Genomic DNA, 17004 nt, shown 5'->3' with positions numbered 1-17004 from the left:
ATTAACGCGTTGTTATCAACCATAACTTCTGCGGCAAACATACTCACATACACCTGTATGCTCCGTGTGTTTTTCTTGAATTAATGGCTGTTAACTTAGCCTTAATTTAATAAAGAATATTGAATGAATAAATTGGAAAAAACAATTAAATTTCAATGTGAATTATATTGGCGGAAAAATGCCATTTATTAACCCAAGTTTGAGAAATGAAATGACTGACCAAGCACAAGCAAACCAAGACGAAAATAAATTGATTGCCGAACGTCGTGGCAAATTAGCGCAAATTCGAGAAAACTGTCCGGCTAATGGCCACCCAAACAAGTTTGATCGAAAACACTATGCAGCTGATTTACAAGCTGCACACGGTGAAAAAGATAAAGAAACGCTTGAAGCTGAAACTGCAGAGTACAGCATTGCTGGTCGTATTATGGCAAAACGTGGTCCTTTCTTGGTCTTACAGGATATGACAGGTCGTATTCAGGCGTATGCTCATAAAACGGTACAAAAAGAAATTAAAGCGAAATGGGGCACGCTAGATATCGGTGATATCATTGGTGTAACGGGCACTATGCATAAATCAGGTAAAGGTGATTTATACGTCAATATGGACAAATACGAGTTATTAACAAAATCACTTCGTCCATTGCCAGAAAAATTCCATGGACTATCTGACGTTGAAACAAAATATCGTCAACGCTATGTTGATTTAATTATCAATGAAGATACACGAAACACCTTTAAAGTTCGTTCAAAAATTGTCGATGGTATTCGTAAGTTTTTAACTGAACGTGACTTTATGGAAGTTGAAACGCCAATGTTGCAAACTATACCTGGCGGTGCAACGGCGAAACCATTTGAAACTTTTCATAATGCATTAGATATACAAATGTATATGCGTATTGCCCCTGAGCTTTACTTAAAGCGTTTGGTGGTAGGTGGTTTTGAAAAAGTATTCGAAATTAACCGTAACTTCCGAAATGAAGGATTATCAACGCGTCATAACCCAGAATTTACTATGATTGAGTTCTACCAAGCGTATGCTGATTATAAAGATCTCATGAATTTAACTGAAGATATGCTGCGCACTTTGGCGGAAGATGTGATGGGTACGTCAGTGATCCGTAATACCGTGAAGAATGCTGAGGGTGAAATCACTGAAGAGAAATTTTATGATTTCGGTCAACCATTTGCTCGTCTTTCAATGGTGGATGCCATTTTGAAATATGGTCAAGATCTTGATGAAAATGTTTTACGTAACCCTGAAGAAAACTTTGATGCATTAAAAGCGATGGCTAAAGCTGTTGGTGTGAAAGAAACTGATGCAGCTAAAGTGTGGGGGCCTGGTAAATATATTTGTGAAATATTTGAAGAAGTAGCTGAGCATCTTTTAGATCAACCTACGTTTATTACCGAATACCCTTGGGAAGTTTCACCATTAGCTCGTCGTAATGATGAAAACCCATTTATTACTGACCGTTTTGAGTTTTTCGTTGGCGGTCGTGAATTAGCTAATGGTTTTTCAGAGTTAAATGATGCCGAAGATCAAGCCGCTCGCTTCCAAAACCAAGTGGAAGGTAAAGACGCTGGTGATGATGAAGCAATGCACTTCGATGGCGATTACATTCAAGCATTAGAATATGGCTTACCACCTACAGCAGGTGAAGGTATTGGTATTGATCGCTTAGTGATGTTATTTACGGATTCACCAACCATTAAAGATGTTATTTTATTCCCGCATATGAAACCTTTAGCTGACAAGTAGTCAGTGGTTTCTAAGCACGTACAAGTTGATTAGCGATTAAAAACCGGATTGTGCGATCAGAGAAAGCTTAAATAACGCCCGTAATCAATAAAAAGATTACGGGCTTTTTATTGGGGGTAATCCTAAATCACACTCAATTTCCTTATTAATTGAGCTGCTTGTTCAGCCCATAACTTATAAGAAGCTTGTGATGGATGAAATTTATCATCTGCTAAATAATGCTCTGAAAAAGGAATATCTGGCTGCAATATATGGCAAGTTGGTTTGGTCTGTATTATTTCTGCCATTAGTTGATTTAACTGTTTTGCTCGAGTCCCTAAAATCCATCTTAAAGGTTGAGGCAGAGCGGTAAATAAGTGCATAGGCGGAATAGCTGTAAAGATAATGTTGTGCGTATGAAACTGATTTTCTAATAAATCCACTAACGTTACTAAGTTTTTCTGCCATTGTTTCCGTCGAGTGAAATTTGTTACATCATTAACCCCAATCGCCACAAGAACGTGATCAATATGAGTAAATGGCTGTGGTTGCTGTTGCAGTTGCTTTATGAGTTCGGTACAAGTAAAGCCAGTTTTCGCCATTAATTGCCATTCAACACCAAACTGGTTCGCTAGGCTCGCAATTAAGAATCCGGTTAATGCTTTATCTTGATGATCAACGCCCACTCCTGCTGCCGATGAATCGCCAATAATAAGTGCTTTTAACGTGTCACCCTCAGTGGGTAGAACTTTACCAGACCTACCTTTTCGTGCGCCGTTTGGCTCTGGTAATTTAACGGTGGATTTGCGAGTCCATCTTCCTTGAATTATCAAAAGAAATATCGCGATAATCGTTAAAGCGAAAATGGTGAATAAAATTGTAATCATAAGGTTTCTTGGATACTAGCGTGATTCAAATTTGCGTGAAATACTCAACATTAAGTGCTTGCGAGTCCCCAAATGAAAGCAACAGTGGCTGTTATGGCAATCATAACCATATACGTTATCCCAATGAATGCATATTTTATGGTGGTGAAAAAATAGCCTTGTTTATAAACGCGTTTTTGCATAATAAACAAATATATAGGGATCCAGATAACGATAGCAACTTCTAAAAATTCGGTAATATGGGTGATGAGCGGAAGATGAGCTGCATAAAACTTAGCAAAACCGATAAGTTCTACCATTAAAATGGATAAGAAAATAAAGCTATGACTATGTAATGCAACGGTTAAGTGTTCTAAATAAAGGCGTTTAGAAAAAATAAACATGATTTTTAATAGGCCGGCAAATAACGGCAATAGAATAAAAAGCAGTTGTGGTAGCTTTTCAATCGCTTCTTTAATTAAAGGTGTTGGATCTTCGTTAAAGGCTTTTTCTGCTTTTTTCGAAAGTAGCTGAGCGAAATCGTTAACTTTTTTATTATGCTCAGGGGTTAAAAAATCAAAAGACAAACTACCATCTTCATTGTTTCCAAAGGTTAATTTATCGGATGATAAGTTGTTTTTTTCGCCGCTTTTAAAAAGCGTAATGTTTTCAATTAAGTTATCAAGATTCTTTTGTTTTTCGGGTGAAAAATTATCTTTTTCGCGTAACTTTTCAAATTCTAATTGGACTAATTTATCCGTGAGTCCTTTAATAGCAAGACTTTTTTGTTTGGTTAAATCCTCTTTATATTGAGAGAATTTTTTAATTTCATCGGTAATTAACGATTGATTATCTGGTGTTGCAGTTGCTTTTTTCGTTTGTAATTTACTGAGATGCTGTTCTACTTTTACCGTTGAAGAAACGGAATCTCCTACATTAAACGCCCCTAGGCTTTCATCGACGGCAAAAAACTTCAAAGTAAGAAAAAAAACAATACTAATAAAAAGATACAGTCTTAACGGCGGTACGTAATGCACTCGTCGGCCAGCGATATATTCGTTAGTAAGAAAAGCGGGCCTGAATAATAAAGGGATTAAGGTGCGATTTACGCGGGAGTCAAAGCTGAATATATCGTCAAGCAAGTGTAAAACAACACTCCAAAAATATCGTAATGTTGACTCAACCGATTGACCGCATTGAGAACAATACATACCTTGAACGGGGGCGTGACAGTTTTCACAGGTTTTAACATTCTCTTGTGCTAATGTTTGATTGTCTTGCTTTATTATTGATTTATCAGACATATTGTGAATTTTAATGGTTGTTTCATTTAGATAATAGCATGAGATTTTATCAAAATAATTGTAATCTTGATGAAAGCGGAAAATTAATTACCTTTTTTACAAAAATAATCGTAACTTACGTGCTGAACTGGCAATGTTCTGTTAGATTTAATGGTAAAGAAGAAAAAGCCAATCGTAGGAGAATTAAAATGGCATTTGAAGTTACTTTTGAATTAAAAGAATCAGATCTAGAGCACTTTCGTGATGTGATGAGAAAAGCACAATCAGGCGCGGAAAGTCTAAGTGAAGCAAGTATTTTAACTAATGCAAAAAGCTTAAGTCAGGATATTAATGTTGAACTTCCGCCTTTTGTTACTGAGCGTATTAAGAAGTTAGAAACACTTGTCGCCATGATTGAAGATGCTGAGTGGGAAATTCCTGCCGAAGAGCGTAAAGACGTGTTAAGTGCCTTGGCTTATTTTAGTGATCCTGAAGATTTAGTCCCTGATCATATTCCTGTTTTAGGCTTTTTAGATGATGCTATTATGATTGAGTTAGTCGCTGAAGAGTTAAAAGACGATATTGAAGCATTTGAAGAATTCTGTGCTTATCGTGCTCGTGAAGAAGGTCGCACTGGTGATGTTACTATTACTCGTGATGAATGGTTAGGTGCAAAGCGTCGAGAATTACATAGTCGAATGAGAAATCGTCGTAATACACGCCGTAGTGGTCGTCGTTCAATGTTTTAATTTAACGATTTTAGTTACATGATTTATTAAAAAATCTTCACTTAATGTGAAGATTTTTTTTCATCTTTGATGTTTAGTTTTGTTGGTATTTTCTGGAAAACTAATCATTAACGATAGGTTTAAGTTAATGGGTCACAAAAAGCATTAAGGTGAAAAATCCAATAATAATCGCATTAAATGAAAAAATATAAATAAAGCCACGTAAGCCTTCTTTCATGGTGTAGCCTCGATTATTAAGGTACCACCACCAAACAGCCGACATTAATATAGGTAATAAAAATAACAATCTGATCATCTATAAACACTTTAATTTAATCTGTATATCAATATGATAGAACAATTAACGGCTAATTTCCGTTTTGTTTTTCAATCAAGGCAGTTAACGGTTTTCTAATCGCATATAAAAATAATAAACTTGGTATCACCATCAGCGAGGTTAAGATAAAAAAGAATGCCCAATTGCCATCTAACCAATCAACAATAATCCCTGAGTAAGAGCCGAGCATTACTCGTCCAAACGTGCCTAATGAAGCCATTAGGGCATATTGACTAGCCGTGAAACTTTTATTACAAAGTACAGATAAAAGTGCAACAAAGGCTACCGACCCCCAAGCAGAAGTAAAACCATCAACAAAAACTGTAAAGGCAAATAATAATTTATTAGGACCAACAAATGCCATGACAGAGAAAAGTAAGTTGCTAGAAGACATCGCAATGCCACCAATAAATAACCCTTTTAATATACCGTAGCGGATGGTGAAAACGCTGCCTATTAAAGAAAAAACAATGGTTGTCGCCCAGTTGATCATTTTCGAGTAATAAGCGATATCTTCATTGGAAAAACCTACTTCACGGTAAAATACAATCGACATACGACCTAAATATGCTTCCCCTAATTTGAATAAAAAGATAAACATTAATATCGATAACGCGAGTTTAGTGCCATTGCGATCGAAAAATTCTTGAATAGGCGCTACTAGAGTTGTTAGTAACCATGCGGTGACTCGATGAGTTACCGTGATCTGATGATTCTTATTCGTGGTATTTTGAATCGCCAGTTGTTTGTTAAGTCGAGCGAGTTGTTGCAGAAATATAAACAGTAACCCCACGACTAAAAAAGTAACAAAGGTGAATTGATATTCGCTTGCAATAATGCTTTCAGGCCAAGCAGGGTAGCCAATATTTGCGTAAATAATGCTGATAAATATTAAAGGTAAAATAAACAAGATCAGCAGTGATTTTTTACCATATTGAGGTAAAACGTTTAAGTAATCGGCTTCAATTTTATCGAGAACTTGCTCACGATTACTTTGAGGTTCGCTAACCACTATAGCTGTGATGATAAGCACTAACATGATGGCAGCTAATATCTGAAAGACTTCAGGCCAATGCCAATTGGGTTGGCTGACTAAAATAAATGGGATACTGCCTAGGCCTGCATACCCTGTCCACCAACCCGCTGTTGCCATTGCTGAGCCGGCAGCCATAATATTATTATCGTAACCTGATAAAGAATCAATACGATAGGCATCTATCGCAATATCTTGCGTTGCACCGGCTAGGGCAATAATTAAGCCAAACATAGCCATCAAATTGAGTTGGTTGGTTGCATCTAAATAACTGAGTTGCAGCGCGGCAAAGGCAATGATGAGTTGGGTTACCATAATCCAGCTACGTCGCATACCAATTTTAGCCGTGATAAAAGGTATTTTGATCCGATCAGCTAAGGGTGACCAGAGAAAATTAATACTGTAAGCGACAAATATCAGTCCGAATAAGCCAATACTAGAACGACTTAAGCCTTCGTCTTTTAACCAGCCAGTCATCGCAGAGCCGATTAATACCCATGGAAAACCACTGGCAACACCAAAACAAAAAATGGTAAGTAGTCGTTTATTTTTAAAGTAATTGAGTGTTTCTTTTATCGTATTTGGCGATGACATGCACAGAATTCATAATGCTAGAATTTGCTATGGAGACTATCAGAGTCGACTTAGGTAAAAAAGGATAATTTTAGTCGCTGCGTCAATATTATTAAGTTAAATGGGAAAATTAAGGCAACGGGCGCCAGCCAATACAATCGATAGGATAACTACCGATGCCGTTAAAAAAATCAAGACAGGTATTTATTTCGCTACGAAAATACAAATCGGATGACAACGCATGACTGCCATGTAAGCTCATTTCGTGCATAACATGCCAAAATACTCGTTCTTTAGCATTACCCGGCGTATCGTCCATTACCTGTAGTAATGTCCATTCTTCCATTGTATCAATAATGAACTGATCCAATTCTGTATAGTGTAGAGATTTTTCAATGACAGCTTTAATATAAGCGCTAATTTGTAGAATCTTCTCGTTGATAAACTGCTCAATTATCATTTCTTTCCCCATTTCTAATAAACATACATACATGAGAAAGATCACAAAATTGCTTATTGTGAATTAATTCCGATTATTATTTTAGTCAACTTGTAGCATGTAATACCTTATGTATCGTAGATAAAGTGTCACTTGTCAAAAGTATAACGTGTGTTTTCTGGTAGCGCTTTGTAAGTTATAACAATTTATTTTAGCCAATGCAGTGACTAAAAGCTTAAAACGCTGCGGGCAATAATGTTGCTTTTATTAAGATAATTGGCTCAAGGGGGACATCATTCCAGGCCATTGATTCATCATAATCGGTTGCAACTGCTGACATAGCTTCAATTACTTCTTCACCTTCAATAATAGAACCAAATACGGCATAGCCCCATTTTCTGCCTGGGTCTAAGTTTTTATTATCGCTAACATTAAAAAAGAATTGTCGATTGGCAGTATGTGGCCTATTTTCTTTGGCCATAGCAATGGTCCCCGACTCATTTTTTAAACCATTTCCGGATTCATTCACAATGTTTTCATGTGTTTTTTTCATGGCAAAATCTTTATCATAACCACCGCCTTGCACGATAAAGTCTTTAATTACGCGATGAAAAACCGTGTTGTTATATTCACCTGTCACTACATAAGTGAGAAAGTTATCCACGGTAATTGGGGCTTTCACGCGATCTAACTCAACAATAATAACCCCCATTGACGTTTCAAGTTTTACTTGAGGATATAAGTTATCAGTATCGAGATCTAGCTTATTTCCCTGGACAGCGAAAGACAGGGCAAGCAATAAAAAAGATAAATATTTCATAAGAATTCCTAAACAAAGCGGTTAGCGGCTAATCGAATTATTATTTTAAAAATTGTTGGATTTCACTATCGTTAACGATTAATGCGATAGTATCGCTAATTTGTTGGTTAAGGTTTCGCTCTAACACGGCTAAATCAGCAGATAATACGCCTTCACTACTGCCTTTATTTTTAAAAGTTTTTGTGAGTGTTTGTTCTTTTGCAGAAACTTTCGCAGTTAACGTTAATTGACTGGTAGTGTGATATTTCATTAAGGATTGGTAAACATCAACCTCTGCCGTATTAATAAATAACGCTATACTATTCATTGCATTGTTATTAATAGTTAAGCCGCTATTGATAAATGCTTGTTTCAATAAGGGGGTTAACACTGTATCAATATGATCATGCGCGGGGATTAATTCAATCGCTTTTCCTTCTCGATGAATCGCCACAACATGACTATTTGCTCGCATGTCTGTCACTGTTAATTGAGCAGTCTTCATGGCATGAAAATTCGATTTTACCACAGGTATTTGTGGTGCAATCACCATCTTATTTGTCGTGTTTGCGCAAGCGGTTAACAGTACAAGTGTTAAACCCGCGGCGAGTTTGTTCAATTGAGCCTTGATATGAGCAATTGTATGCATAATTTATTTCTTAATGGCCGATAATATGACGAATTTATCATTACTGGCGATGAGTTTCTCATTACCAAAAATGCGTTGTAATTTGATATGATAACCAAGTTGTCTATTGCCAACAATACGTAATTCCCCGCCTTTTTTTAGGGCGCGAGAACTATCTTTAAACATTTGCCAAGCAATATGATCGGTTGTGGCATTTTGTTGATGAAAGGGAGGATTACATAATATTAGATCAACACTTTGTGGCTCAATATCTGTTAAACAATCATTGACAATAAACTCACAGTTATCAGTACTTTCTGGAAAATTAACTTGAACATTTTCTTTCGCTGAGGCAACTGCCATATAAGACTCATCGGTAAAGGTTAAGTGTGTTTTCGGATTGTCTTTAAGTAACGAAAGCCCAACAACGCCATTTCCGCAGCCTAAATCAATGACTTTTTTATCATTGGTTAAGCTAGGTAAATTCTGGATAAACAAGCGAGCACCAATGTCTAATTTTTCTCTGGCAAAAACATTAGCATAGTTTTTAATGATTATTTGACTGTTGTCTAACTGCCAAGATTTGGTTGTTTGTTGAGGCGTTTCCTGCAATGCCGGATCAAATTGACAAAAAACTAAGCGCGCTTTTTTCACTGCTAATGAGGTTTTGGTGATCCCTAAGTGTTTTTCAAATAGTTTTAATGTCGATGTTTGAATACTTTTCGCTTTATCGCTGGCAATAAAATGTGTGTCGGGAGTTAAGATTTTTCTAATTTTACCAAGTTGCTCAACCATTAAGTTTTTACTTTTTGGGATTTTATAGAGAATAACATCTGCGGCGTTAGGTAAGTTGTCTAAACTTGAGCATTGATTGATTTTGGTTAATGGTAAATTGTTTTGTTCACCATTGTGAACTAACGCCAATTGACTAATATACGAGTCCGTTATTGTCTGTACTGTGTTATTGGTAAAATTTAAGCTAATGGCGCCAAAGTTATCATTGAAAATTAATACGCTAGAATTATTTGTTATTAAATGATTATCAGAAACATAATTTACTAAATACTCATCGGCTGCATCCCATGCCTGTAAACTGCGGTTAACCTGATTAATCGGGTAACGATCGAGAAATAAATTTTTGTCATTGATAATAAAGGGACTAAACATAGATAATTAAGCTACTAATTTTGCTAGATGAAAGGTAACTATTGTGCCAAAATTCGGCCCTCGTCACTAGGGTAAATTAAGAAGAAGCCGATTAAAATTTCATTAAGTGGAGCAAGTGTTGCTTACTATCCTAATTTTATTGATTTTAGTGAAAGTAAAAGACTGACAAAACAACTTTATCAAGAAATTGCTTGGCGACAAGATAAAATTGCTATGTTTGGCAAAATGGTCGATATTCCAAGACTTCAAGCTTGGTATGGTGATAATAATGCGAGTTATACTTATTCGAAATTAACGTTATTCCCGCTGAATTGGACGCGTCATTTATTAGAGTTAAAACAACAGGTGAGTGAGTTTTGTCAGCAAGAGTTTAATGCCATGCTGGCTAATTGCTATCGTGATCATCGAGATTCGGTTAGCTGGCACAGTGATGATGAACCTGAGCTAAGAGAACAGCCAATCATTGCATCGTTATCGTTTGGTTGCCAGCGCATGTTTCATTTAAAGCATAAAGGCAGTGGAGAAAGCGTTAAATTACCCTTACAATCTGGCAGCTTGTTAGTTATGTCGGGAGATACACAAAAAAACTGGCAACATGCTATCCATAAAAGTCGTGTTGAACAATCAATGAGAATTAATTTAACGTTTCGAAATATCCAATAAATTTATTTGCTATTGTTTTTGTTGTTTGAGCAGTAGCTTAGCGTTATTTCTTAAAGATAGACATCTAGACTGATGGCACAATGAGCCATCAATACTAGAATTAAAGTTATAAATATAAAATTAACAGGGATCAGCCAATGACCGTTGAAAGCATTATTGAAGAAAAATTATTATCTGCATTTTCCCCTTTACACCTTGATGTCATAAATGAAAGTCATCAGCATAATGTTGCACCAGGAAGTGAGTCTCATTTTAAAGTGATCATTGTTTCAAATAGTTTTGAAGGTGAACGTTTAATTAAAAGACATCGCGCTATAAATGCGGTATTAGCGACAGAGTTAGCTGAAAAAATTCATGCTTTAGCGTTGCATACTTATACAGAAAAAGAATGGCATGATTATTATGAAGCTAATACTCCTTTATCACCTAAATGTTTAGGTGGTGGGAAAAAATCCGCGTAATCATCAATAAAATCAAAAATGGCTGCTACCTTTAGTGGCCATTTTTTTATCTTAGTACTTAATAATTATTTCATTCAGTTGAAGAATCTGGTATTTGTTCTCTTTATAAAAATTATAATTAAAATCTGGGAAAATTCATGTCTCTTAAATGGTTAGAAAATACCATTTCATCTATAGATAAATTTACCGACTACACGGGTAAACTCATCGCTTGGTTAACCTTTGCTATGGTGGTGGTAAGTTTTGTTATTGTGGTATTGCGTTATGCGTTTAATCTTGGTTGGGTTGCCATGCAAGAATCTGTTTTGTATTTTCATGCTATGGTTTTTATGCTTGGCGCTGCGTATACCTTAAAAGTCGATGGTCATGTCCGTGTGGATATTTTTTATCAACGTTTTTCGAAAAAACAACAAGCGATGGTAAATTTGTTCGGTGCATTATTTTTACTTGCACCTGTGTGTATCACTATTTTTATCATCAGTTTTGATTATGTCGTTATTGCTTGGCAAATTATGGAAAAATCAAGTGAAGCGGGCGGCTTACCCATGGTTTTTATCAATAAATCACTCATTTTATTACTTGCTATTACCTTGTTATTACAAGGTGTGGCGGAAATAGAGCGGAATTTTTTGATTGTCACAACTCGTGCTCAGACAACTGAACAAAAAGGAGGCAACTAATGGAGTATATTGCTTTATTGATGTTTGTTGTTGTATGTTTAGTTTTGCTATTAGGGTATCCGGTTGCGCTTTCTTTGGCGGGAACGGCCTTAATTTTTGCTGGTTTAGGCAGTGTTTTTAATATTTTTGAACCCGCTTTTTTAACTGCGTTACCTAGCCGAATCTATGGCGTCATGAACAATCAAACGTTATTAGCAGTACCCTTATTTGTTTTTATGGGGGCAATGCTAGAGCGCTCAAAAATTGCGGAAAACTTACTCAACGCCATGTCGGTATTATTTGGCCGCTTTAATGGCGGACTAGGTATCTCAGTGACTTTAGTGGGAATGTTGCTGGCAGCAAGTACAGGTATCGTTGGCGCGACAGTTGTTACTATGGGCTTATTGTCATTACCGACAATGTTAAAACGTGGTTATAACCCTCAATTTTCTACCGGCATTATATGTGCAACGGGAACTTTAGGGCAGATCATTCCCCCTTCTATTGCTCTAGTTTTATTAGGGGATGTTTTATCAAGTGCATATCAAAAAGCCCAACTTCAAATGGGGATATTTAGCCCTGAAACGGTTTCCGTAGGAGATCTATTTGCTGGCGCTGTGATCCCAGGGTTGATTTTGGTTTTCTTATATATGCTCTATTGTTTGATTTATGCTTATTTAAAGCCAAATGAAGTACCAAGTTTAACTCCACAAGATATCAAAGAGATTCAAGGGAATAGATCAAAAACGTCATTAATGCTATCGGCTTTGGTGCCACCTTTGTTGCTAATGTTTGCTGTGCTTGGTTCCATATTACTTGGTTTTGCTACACCTACTGAGGCTGCAGGAGTAGGTGCGATGGGCGCGGTAATTTTGGCATTGTTTCAAAAGCAACTCTCTCGTGAAAATTTAATAGCGGTGATGCAAAGTACGGTTAAAATTACTTCTATGGTGTTTTTAATCTTAATCGGAGCTAGTTTATTTTCATTGGTTTTCCGAGGTTTTGGCGGAGAAGAACTCGTTCAAGGTTTTTTTGAAGGTATGCCTGGTGGTGTCGTAGGTGCAACCTTAATCGTCATGTTAGTTATTTTCTTATTAGGGTTTATTTTAGACTTTATCGAAATTACTTTTGTCGTTGTGCCTATTGTTGCGCCTATTTTATTAGCGATGGGGTTAGATCCCATTTGGCTAGGCATTATGATAGCCATCAATTTGCAAACCTCTTTTTTAACACCTCCTTTTGGTTTTGCGTTATTTTATTTACGCGGTGTCGCCGATAAAGCGATTAAAACATCCGCGATTTATCGGGGGGTTATTCCCTTTATATTGATGCAATTATTGTTATTATTAGCGCTTGCTAAGTGGCCTGAATTAATCACTTGGCTACCTTCAGTCATTTATGGGTAGTGAGCCGCTAACTTTAAGAAATCAGGCCGCTGAAAGGCGACTACAAAAAGAAAAATATGGAAAAATTATGAAAAAATCACGATTAAAATCTTTCGCGTTGCTTGTTTTTACAACCGTTGTTCTTTTGGGATGCGGTGAAAAAGACAATACCACTTCGACAGTGGCCGATAAAGCCGAAACATTCCAGTGGAAACTTGTGACTTCTTGGCCGAAGAACTTTCCCGGATTAGGCATGGCACCTGAAAAATTTGCTCAATATGTTGATGAAATGAGTGGTGGTCGATTAACCGTTAAAGTGTATGGGGCTGGTGAATTAGTGCCTGGTTTTGAAGTCTTTGATGCTGTCTCGCAAGGGACCGTACAAATGGGACACAGTGGGGCTTACTATTGGAAAGGGAAAATGCCGGCAGCACCTATTTTTAGCGCTATCCCTTTTGGTATGACAGCTACGGAATTTAATGCCTGGTTACACTACGGTGGAGGCTTGGCGCTTTGGCAAGAGCTGTATCAACCGTTTGGCGTAGTCCCTATGGCAGGCGGTAATTCTGGAGCACAATTTGCTGGTTGGTTTAAAAAAGAAATTAATTCGATTGAAGACCTTAAAGGGTTAAAAATGCGAATTCCTGGTTTAGGAGGAGAAGTATTAAAACGCGCTGGCGCGATCCCAGTTACCTTAACGGGCGGTGAAATTTTTTCTTCATTACAAAGTGGCGCTATTGATGCCTCTGAATGGGTTGGTCCATATAATGATTTAGCTTTTGGTTTTCATCAAGTGGCAGAATATTATTATTCTTCCGTTTGGCATGAAACAGGAACAACTTTAGAGTTTCTAGTCAACGAAAAAGCGTTAAATGCATTGCCAAAAGACTTACAGAAAATTGTTGAAATTGCTGCTCGTGCAGTCAATGAAGATACGTTAGATGAATACAATGCACGTAATAATAATGCTTTGAAAGACTTAGTTAAAAAACATCAGGTTAAGTTGCGACAGTTCCCACCCGAGGTGATGCAAGCCTTAAAAGGTTACACCGAAGAAGTAATTTCTGAACAAGCTGAAAATGATGAGAATTTTGCTAAAGTGTGGTCGTCTTATAGTGAGTCTTTACAAACAATGCGAGAATACAACGATTTAACTTTAAAAGAGTACTATCAAAATAGATAATACTCTTTAAATAAAATACAGATATTTCATTTGGTTAGGTGAAATATCTGATTTAATATAACTGCTCGTACCTCTTATTTTTCTCAGCAGAGTAAACTATGCGGCAACTTTCGAGCATCCAGCCGAATTAATCGATTTAATGAGAAGGTTTTTTTATGGTTATCAAACCAAAAATTCGTGGTTTTATTTGTACAAATGCACACCCGACGGGTTGTGAAGCTCATGTAAACGAGCAAATTGCTTATGTTAAAGCACATGCGCAATCAGACGTTAAGCCGAAAAATGTCTTAGTGATTGGTTCATCAACAGGTTATGGACTAGCCTCTCGTATTACTGCAGCTTTTGGCAATAAAGCCAATACGTTAGGTATTTTCTTTGAAAAACCGCCAACAGAGAAGAAAACGGCTAGTGCTGGTTGGTATAATACCTCAGCGTTTCAAAAAGCGGCGGATGCTGAAGGATTATGGTCTAAAAATATCAACGGTGATGCGTTTTCTCATGAAGTTAAAGCGAAAGCAATTGAAACAATTAAAGCGGAATTAGGTGAAATTGATCTCGTGGTTTATAGCTTGGCTTCACCTCGCAGAACGGATCCTGATACGGGTGAAGTTTATTCTTCAACCCTTAAGCCAATTGGACAAAGTGTTACCACGAAAAATTTAAATACCGCTAAGCGTATTATTGATTCAGTTTCTGTGGAAGCAGCCAGTGAAGAAGAAATTCAAGGTACTATCGATGTGATGGGTGGTGCAGATTGGGAATTATGGATCAAAGCATTGAACGAAGCGGGTGTTTTATCAAGTAATTTCAAAAGTGTTGCTTATACCTATATTGGTAAAGAGTTAACGTGGCCTATTTATGGTAAAGCGACCATTGGTAAAGCGAAAGAAGATTTAGATAGAGCGGCAGCGGCTATCAATGAATCAACTAAAAGTATTAATGGTTCAGCACATGTTACTTCATTGAATGCAGTTGTTACTCAAGCAAGTTCCGCAATTCCTATTATGCCTTTATATATTTCAGCAATGTTTAAAGTGATGAAAGAAGATGGAACATACGAAGGTTGTATCGAGCAAATTCAAAATTTATTTATTGAAAATATATACAGCGAGTCACCAAGGCTTGATGAACAGAACCGTTACCGTCAAAACTATAAAGAACTAGAAGATAGTGTTCAGCAACGTGTGACTGACATTTGGAATACGGTAGAAACAGAAACAATTGACGAATTAACCGATTATGTTGGTTATCACAACGAATTTATTCGTTTATTTGGTTTTGGTATCGATAGTGTCGATTATGATGCCGATGTGAATCCTGTGACGGAAATTAATCATTTACTTTAAATAACGAGTAACTGGATAAAACCAGCTGATTTATCTCAAAAAAACCGACATTTTATGTCGGTTTTTTTATCTCTTTATCATTATTTGTTGCTTTTGTGAGCAAAATTAAATTTATTCGACTAAATTGTAATTTAAAGTAACGCAGAGCATAGAATAATTTAGAGCTTTTGTGTTAAAATCGCGCCAGAAATTTAAACTTAGAGCCGGTAGGACTTGTTTTTCTATTTTTATTAGAAAAATAAGTAACTTACTGAAATACACTGAAATCGATCATTTACTTTACCTAATTGAATTATAAGTCATTTGAGTTATAGCTTGTTTAGGTAAGTAAATAGTTGATTTTGATACTCCCATCAAAAGTAGTGCAAGTGTTTATGATTACAATAAAAAAAGGTCTGGATGTTCCTGTAGTTGGTTCTCCCCAGCAGGTAATCCATGATGGCAATGCCATCAAAACCGTTGCAACATTAGGTGAAGAGTTTGTGGGTATGCGACCAACCATGTATGTTAAAGTGGATGATCGTGTAAAAAAAGGTCAAGTTCTTTTTGAAGATAAAAAGAATCCTGGCGTTAAATTCACAGCTCAAACCGCCGGTGTTGTTAAAGAAATCAATCGTGGTGAAAAACGTGTTTTACAGTCTGTCGTCATTGAAGTTGACGGAGATGAACAAGAAACGTTTACTCACTACCCAGCCACTGAACTAAATACATTAAAGCGTGAAGATGTTGTCTCAAATCTTGTTAATTCAGGTTTGTGGACTGCAATTCGTACACGTCCTTTTAGTAAAGTGCCGGCAATTGATTCATCACCAATCGCTATATTTGTTAGCGCAATGGATACAAATCCGTTAGCGGCAAACCCTGAAGTGATTATTAATGAACAAGGTGAAGCTTTTAAACAAGGTTTAACCGTCCTTTCACGTTTAACTGAAGGTGAAGTGTTTGTTAGTAAAGCTCCTGGGGCAAATATTCCGGTAGCGGATAATGTGAATGTGAACGAATTTGCTGGTAAGCATCCTGCCGGTTTAGTCGGTACTCACATGCATTTTTTAAAGCCAGTTAGTGCTGAAAAATTTGCTTGGCATGTTGGTTATCAAGACGTTATCGCTATTGGCCAATTATTTACTACAGGTGAGTTAAACAGCACTCGTGTAATTTCACTGGCTGGCCCTGAAGTTAAAAATCCGCGTTTAATTCGTACTATCATTGGTGCTAATACTAATGATTTAGTGGCGGGTGAAATCAACGAAGGTGAAACGCGTGTTGTTTCTGGCTCTTTACTTTTAGGTGCAACAGCACAAGGTGTTCATGCATACCTTGGCCGTTATCATGTACAACTATCAGTATTAAGAGAAGGCCGAGAGAAAGAGTTTATTGGCTATATGTACCCTGGACCAAATAAGTTTTCAGTAACGCGTGCATATATGTCTCATTTCTTTCCAAGTAAGTTATTTAATATGACGACAACGACTAATGGTAGTGCTCGTGCAATGGTACCAATTGGTAACTTTGAACGTGTTATGCCTTTAGATATTTTACCGACTATGTTGTTACGTGATTTAGCTGCGGGTGATACCGACAGCGCACAACAACTTGGTGCCTTAGAGCTAGACGAAGAAGATTTAGCGCTTTGTACATTTGTTTGCCCAGGCAAAACAGATTACGGCGTACTCCTTCGTGATTGCCTAACCACAATTGAGAAGGAAGGTTAGT

The 17004-nt window shown here is 36.9% G+C and carries 17 protein-coding genes; 9 read left to right on the top strand and 8 right to left on the bottom strand.

Annotation, left to right across the window (positions count from 1 at the left end; genetic code table 11):
* The first annotated feature begins 211 nt into the window (after positions 1-211).
* A complete protein-coding gene (gene lysS / locus ABXH06_RS15550) occupies positions 212-1762 on the top strand; it encodes a lysine--tRNA ligase (RefSeq protein ID WP_353518837.1) in 1551 nt (516 codons plus the stop codon).
* Between the two features lie 122 nt (positions 1763-1884).
* On the opposite strand, the gene ABXH06_RS15545 is transcribed toward lysS, so the two are convergent.
* Together ABXH06_RS15545 and ABXH06_RS15540 are read right to left on the bottom strand one after the other, a co-directional pair.
* On the bottom strand, positions 1885-2628 hold the full coding sequence (locus ABXH06_RS15545) for an SGNH/GDSL hydrolase family protein (RefSeq protein WP_353518793.1): 744 nt from the start codon (positions 2626-2628) through the stop codon (positions 1885-1887).
* Positions 2629-2678: 50 nt separating this feature from the next.
* Positions 2679-3911, bottom strand: coding sequence for a DUF3667 domain-containing protein (locus ABXH06_RS15540; protein WP_353518792.1), 1233 nt, complete (start codon positions 3909-3911; stop codon positions 2679-2681).
* A gap of 188 nt (positions 3912-4099) precedes the next feature.
* On the opposite strand from ABXH06_RS15540, the gene ABXH06_RS15535 reads away from it, so the two are divergent.
* Entirely contained in the window at positions 4100-4639 is a 540-nt protein-coding gene (locus ABXH06_RS15535; RefSeq protein WP_353518791.1) for a YkvA family protein, read from the top strand.
* Between the two features lie 124 nt (positions 4640-4763).
* On the opposite strand, the gene ABXH06_RS15530 is transcribed toward ABXH06_RS15535, so the two are convergent.
* From ABXH06_RS15530 to ABXH06_RS15505, 6 genes are all read right to left on the bottom strand, one after another.
* Positions 4764-4934 carry a hypothetical protein gene (locus tag ABXH06_RS15530; RefSeq protein ID WP_311580243.1) on the bottom strand — a complete coding sequence of 57 codons (171 nt, stop codon included), beginning with the start codon at positions 4932-4934 and terminating at the stop codon, positions 4764-4766.
* A gap of 52 nt (positions 4935-4986) precedes the next feature.
* Positions 4987-6582, bottom strand: coding sequence for an AmpG family muropeptide MFS transporter (locus ABXH06_RS15525; protein WP_353518790.1), 1596 nt, complete (start codon positions 6580-6582; stop codon positions 4987-4989).
* A 109-nt stretch (positions 6583-6691) separates the two neighbouring features.
* A complete protein-coding gene (locus ABXH06_RS15520) occupies positions 6692-7021 on the bottom strand; it encodes a hypothetical protein (RefSeq protein ID WP_311580249.1) in 330 nt (109 codons plus the stop codon).
* A gap of 214 nt (positions 7022-7235) precedes the next feature.
* Positions 7236-7820 carry a peptidylprolyl isomerase gene (locus ABXH06_RS15515; protein ID WP_353518789.1) on the bottom strand — a complete coding sequence of 195 codons (585 nt, stop codon included), beginning with the start codon at positions 7818-7820 and terminating at the stop codon, positions 7236-7238.
* 40 nt (positions 7821-7860) lie between these two features.
* On the bottom strand, positions 7861-8448 hold the full coding sequence (locus tag ABXH06_RS15510; protein WP_353518788.1) for a YajG family lipoprotein: 588 nt from the start codon (positions 8446-8448) through the stop codon (positions 7861-7863).
* Between the two features lie 3 nt (positions 8449-8451).
* Positions 8452-9594, bottom strand: coding sequence for a methyltransferase (locus tag ABXH06_RS15505; protein WP_353518787.1), 1143 nt, complete (start codon positions 9592-9594; stop codon positions 8452-8454).
* Between the two features lie 75 nt (positions 9595-9669).
* On the opposite strand from ABXH06_RS15505, the gene ABXH06_RS15500 reads away from it, so the two are divergent.
* The 7 genes from ABXH06_RS15500 to ABXH06_RS15470 all read left to right on the top strand — a co-directional run bounded on the left by ABXH06_RS15500 (position 9670) and on the right by ABXH06_RS15470 (position 17003).
* The gene (locus tag ABXH06_RS15500; protein ID WP_353518836.1) at positions 9670-10257 is read left to right on the top strand and encodes an alpha-ketoglutarate-dependent dioxygenase AlkB family protein; all 588 of its coding nucleotides are present in this window, start codon (positions 9670-9672) and stop codon (positions 10255-10257) included.
* 137 nt (positions 10258-10394) lie between these two features.
* Positions 10395-10718 carry a transcriptional regulator BolA gene (gene bolA, locus ABXH06_RS15495; protein WP_353518786.1) on the top strand — a complete coding sequence of 108 codons (324 nt, stop codon included), beginning with the start codon at positions 10395-10397 and terminating at the stop codon, positions 10716-10718.
* 137 nt (positions 10719-10855) lie between these two features.
* Positions 10856-11398 carry a TRAP transporter small permease subunit gene (locus ABXH06_RS15490; protein ID WP_353518785.1) on the top strand — a complete coding sequence of 181 codons (543 nt, stop codon included), beginning with the start codon at positions 10856-10858 and terminating at the stop codon, positions 11396-11398.
* Positions 11398-12783, top strand: coding sequence for a TRAP transporter large permease (locus tag ABXH06_RS15485; RefSeq protein ID WP_353518784.1), 1386 nt, complete (start codon positions 11398-11400; stop codon positions 12781-12783). The genes ABXH06_RS15490 and ABXH06_RS15485 overlap by 1 nt, the downstream gene beginning before the upstream one ends.
* 67 nt (positions 12784-12850) lie before the next feature.
* Complete coding sequence (locus ABXH06_RS15480) at positions 12851-13945, top strand: TRAP transporter substrate-binding protein (RefSeq protein ID WP_353518783.1); 1095 nt, start codon at positions 12851-12853, stop codon at positions 13943-13945.
* A 155-nt stretch (positions 13946-14100) separates the two neighbouring features.
* Complete coding sequence (fabV, locus tag ABXH06_RS15475; protein ID WP_353518782.1) at positions 14101-15291, top strand: enoyl-ACP reductase FabV; 1191 nt, start codon at positions 14101-14103, stop codon at positions 15289-15291.
* A gap of 374 nt (positions 15292-15665) precedes the next feature.
* Positions 15666-17003 (top strand): Na(+)-translocating NADH-quinone reductase subunit A, encoded by a 1338-nt coding sequence (locus ABXH06_RS15470; RefSeq protein ID WP_311580277.1) that lies wholly within the window; start codon positions 15666-15668, stop codon positions 17001-17003.
* The last annotated feature ends 1 nt before the right edge of the window (position 17004 follow it).

This window comes from Thalassotalea sp. SU-HH00458 (genome assembly GCF_040362795.1).
GTDB lineage: Bacteria > Pseudomonadota > Gammaproteobacteria > Enterobacterales > Alteromonadaceae > Thalassotalea_H > Thalassotalea_H castellviae.
The sequence above is the reverse complement of the archived record's forward strand: the minus strand, read 5'-3'. Positions and strand labels throughout refer to the sequence as shown.

Coding starts and splice junctions, on each gene's coding strand:
- ABXH06_RS15510 (WP_353518788.1), bottom strand. CDS start 8,448: ATGCATACAATTGCTCATATCAAGGCTCAATTGAACAAACTCGCCGCG.
- ABXH06_RS15470 (WP_311580277.1), top strand. CDS start 15,666: ATGATTACAATAAAAAAAGGTCTGGATGTTCCTGTAGTTGGTTCTCCC.
- ABXH06_RS15535 (WP_353518791.1), top strand. CDS start 4,100: ATGGCATTTGAAGTTACTTTTGAATTAAAAGAATCAGATCTAGAGCAC.
- ABXH06_RS15515 (WP_353518789.1), bottom strand. CDS start 7,820: ATGAAATATTTATCTTTTTTATTGCTTGCCCTGTCTTTCGCTGTCCAG.
- ABXH06_RS15505 (WP_353518787.1), bottom strand. CDS start 9,594: ATGTTTAGTCCCTTTATTATCAATGACAAAAATTTATTTCTCGATCGT.
- fabV (WP_353518782.1), top strand. CDS start 14,101: ATGGTTATCAAACCAAAAATTCGTGGTTTTATTTGTACAAATGCACAC.
- lysS (WP_353518837.1), top strand. CDS start 212: ATGACTGACCAAGCACAAGCAAACCAAGACGAAAATAAATTGATTGCC.
- ABXH06_RS15520 (WP_311580249.1), bottom strand. CDS start 7,021: ATGATAATTGAGCAGTTTATCAACGAGAAGATTCTACAAATTAGCGCT.
- bolA (WP_353518786.1), top strand. CDS start 10,395: ATGACCGTTGAAAGCATTATTGAAGAAAAATTATTATCTGCATTTTCC.
- ABXH06_RS15490 (WP_353518785.1), top strand. CDS start 10,856: ATGTCTCTTAAATGGTTAGAAAATACCATTTCATCTATAGATAAATTT.
- ABXH06_RS15480 (WP_353518783.1), top strand. CDS start 12,851: ATGAAAAAATCACGATTAAAATCTTTCGCGTTGCTTGTTTTTACAACC.
- ABXH06_RS15540 (WP_353518792.1), bottom strand. CDS start 3,911: ATGTCTGATAAATCAATAATAAAGCAAGACAATCAAACATTAGCACAA.
- ABXH06_RS15530 (WP_311580243.1), bottom strand. CDS start 4,934: ATGATCAGATTGTTATTTTTATTACCTATATTAATGTCGGCTGTTTGG.
- ABXH06_RS15525 (WP_353518790.1), bottom strand. CDS start 6,582: ATGTCATCGCCAAATACGATAAAAGAAACACTCAATTACTTTAAAAAT.
- ABXH06_RS15485 (WP_353518784.1), top strand. CDS start 11,398: ATGGAGTATATTGCTTTATTGATGTTTGTTGTTGTATGTTTAGTTTTG.
- ABXH06_RS15545 (WP_353518793.1), bottom strand. CDS start 2,628: ATGATTACAATTTTATTCACCATTTTCGCTTTAACGATTATCGCGATA.